The organism is Streptomyces sp. NPDC059851, from assembly GCF_042732005.1.
Classification (GTDB): Bacteria; Actinomycetota; Actinomycetes; order Streptomycetales; family Streptomycetaceae; genus Streptomyces.
The window spans coordinates 1-2,836 of sequence record NZ_JBHWJJ010000278.1 but is presented as its reverse complement, the minus strand read 5'-3'; the positions used below and the strand labels follow the sequence as shown (position 1 = coordinate 2,836).

Below are 2,836 nucleotides of genomic sequence, written 5' to 3'. Positions count from 1 at the left end.
CCTTTTGTGTGGGTTTGGTGGGATGGGTTTTTTGTATAGGAGACCGGCGGGGGGGCCTCCGCCACGGCGGAGGCCCCCCGGACCGGCACCACACCGACGCCGACGACCGGCTACTCCCCGGACAGCACCGCCTGCGCGGCCACCCGGGCCTCGTCGGCACTGTCCGCCGCCCGCGCCGCCGCCGCGGCACGCTCGCACTGGGCCAGCGTGTACGTGGCGAGCGCCGCCCGCACGTACGGGATCGAAGCAGCACCCATCGACAGCGAGGTGACCCCCAGACCCGTCAGCACGCACGCCAGCAGCGGGTCGGAAGCGGCCTCACCGCAGACACCGCAGCTCTTGCCCTCGGCCCTGGCCGCCCCGGCAGCCATGGCGATCAGGTCGAGCAGCGCCGGCTGCCAGGGGTCCTGGAGCCGCGACACCGCTCCGACCTGCCGGTCGGCGGCGAACGTGTACTGCGCCAGGTCATTGGTGCCCAGCGACAGGAACTCGACCTCCTGGAGGATCGAGCGCGCCCGCAGCGCGGCGGAGGGGATCTCCACCATCGCCCCGAACTTCGCCTGAAGCCCGGCCGCACGGCACGCGTCGGCGAACGCCTTCGCGTCGGCCCGGTCGGCCACCATGGGCGCCATGACCTCAAGGTGGACCGGCAGGCCGTCGGCCGCCTTGGCCAGCGCGGTCAGCTGGGTCCGCAGCACCTCGGGGTGGTCCAGCAGGGTGCGCAGGCCGCGCACGCCCAGCGCCGGGTTCGGCTCGTCGGCCGGTGTCAGGAAGTCCAGGGGCTTGTCGGCGCCGGCATCCAGGACGCGGACGACGACCCGGCCCTCGGGAAAGGCTTCGAGCACCTTCCGGTAGGACTCGACCTGCTTCTCCTCGGACGGCGCCTTCTTGCTGTCGTCCAGGAACAGGAACTCGGTGCGGAACAAGCCCACACCCTCCGCCCCGGCCTCGACCGCCGCCGGGACGTCCCCCGGCCCGCCGACGTTGGCGAGCAGCGGCACCTTGTGCCCGTCGGACGTCGCGCCCGGACCGGACGACGCGGCCAGCGCGGCCTTGCGCTCGGCGGCCGCCGCCTCCAGACCGGCCCTCTTCTCCCGGCTCGGCTCGATGAAGACCTCGCCCGTCGAACCGTCGACGGCGATCTCGGTGCCCTCGGCGATCTCGCAGGCGCCCGGCAACGCCACCACCGCGGGCACCCCCAGTGCCCGCGCGAGGATGGCGCTGTGACTGGTCGGGCCGCCCTCCTCGGTGACGAAGCCGAGCACCAGCGACGGGTCGAGCAGCGCCGTGTCGGCGGGCGCCAGGTCCCGCGCGATCAGCACGTACGGCTCGTTGCTGTCCGGCACGCCAGGCATCGGCACACCCAGCAGGCGCGCGACGATGCGGTTGCGTACGTCGTCCAGGTCGGCGACCCGCCCGGCCATGTACTCCCCGGCCCCCGCGAGCAGGTCGCGGTAGGCGGCGAACGCGTCGTACACCCCGCGCTCGGCGGTGCTGCCGACGGCGATCCGCCGGTCGACGTCCGCCATGAGCTCCGGATCCTCAGCGATCATGGCCTGGGCCTCCAGCACGTGCTGTGCCTCGCCCCCGGCCAGCTGGCCGCGTGCGACCAGGTCGGCCGCAACGGCGCTCACGGCCTGGCGGGCGCGCCCCTGTTCGCGCTCCGCCTCGTCCGCAGTGATCTGCCTGGCCGGCGGCTCCAGGACCGCCGTGCCCATGTGCCGCACCTCGCCGATAGCCACACCGTGGCTCACGCCGACGCCTCGCAGCGTTGTCTCCATTTCACCCGTCTCCGATTGAGCGGCGGGCCCGGCCGCCGCGGTGGATCTCCGAACCGCCGGCGCGCCCCGGCGAACGTGTCAGGCCCAGCTGAAGAGCTGGTCGCCGGCCTTGACGTCGCCGTCCTCACGGACGTCGCCGAGCGACTCGGCAGTGGCCTCCAGCGCCACGACGGGGCAGACCGGAGACTTGCCGGCTACTTCGACGGCGGCGGGGTTCCAACGGATGACGGCCTGGCCGCGGGTCACGGTGTCGCCCTTGTTGACGAGCAGCTCGAAACCCTCACCGTTGAGCTGAACGGTGTCGATCCCGAGGTGCGTGAGGACGCCGTGCCCTTCGGCGTCGACGACCACGTACGCGTGCGGGTGCAGTGAGACGACCACACCATCGACGGGGGACACCGCCTCCGAGGGCTCGCGGACCGGATCGATGGCGGTACCGGGACCCACCATCGCGCCGGAGAACACCGGATCCGGCACAGCCGCGAGTCCGATGGTGCGCCCGGCAAGTGGGGACGTCACGCTGGTCATGGGGGCCTCCCAGGGGTGGGGCTTCGTAGCGTCGCCGTCACTGCCTGTCCTCGACGGCGCACTTTCGAAGGGTATGTCATGAGATGTCCGGCTTCGCGCGGCACGAACCTCCTGCTGAGGGCCGTGATGCGCTTCCGCGACAACGTAGTGGACTAGACCATACGCCTGATTCGATTTGCCTGTGAACCACCGGAGCGGTACTGTCGTGACTCCCGCCAGGACGTCCCACGTGAACTTCTCGCGAACGGACGATGGACGGGAACCAACCCTTCAGTAGCTGATCTTGAGCTCACGCTCTCTGCCGTTGAGTCGTCCCGATGACTCGGCCGAGTTGCAGAGCACCGGAAAGGCGCTGATAAGGTCGGGATAGCTGAAAGGGAAAACGCGAAAGCGAAGACCCGGAAAGCGAGCGGAAAAGACTCTGATAGAGTCGGAAACGCAAGAACGAAAGCCCGGAGGAAAGCCCGAGAGGGTGAGTACGAAGGAAGCGTCCGTTCCTTGAGAACTCAACAGCGTGCCAAAAATCA

At 70.4% G+C, this 2,836-nt stretch carries 3 protein-coding genes; all 3 read right to left on the bottom strand.

Annotation, left to right across the window (positions count from 1 at the left end; genetic code table 11):
• Positions 1-110 precede the first annotated feature (110 nt).
• Positions 111-1,781, bottom strand: a complete 1,671-nt coding sequence (ptsP, locus tag ACFV7Q_RS38675) for a phosphoenolpyruvate--protein phosphotransferase (RefSeq protein ID WP_385435641.1) — start codon at positions 1,779-1,781, stop codon at positions 111-113.
• Positions 1,782-1,859: 78 nt separating this feature from the next.
• Positions 1,860-2,309, bottom strand: coding sequence for a PTS glucose transporter subunit IIA (locus ACFV7Q_RS38670; protein WP_385435640.1), 450 nt, complete (start codon positions 2,307-2,309; stop codon positions 1,860-1,862).
• Positions 2,310-2,579: 270 nt separating this feature from the next.
• Positions 2,580-2,836, bottom strand: a 257-nt coding sequence (locus ACFV7Q_RS38665; RefSeq protein ID WP_385435638.1) for a hypothetical protein, incomplete at its 5' end; no start/stop codon positions are given.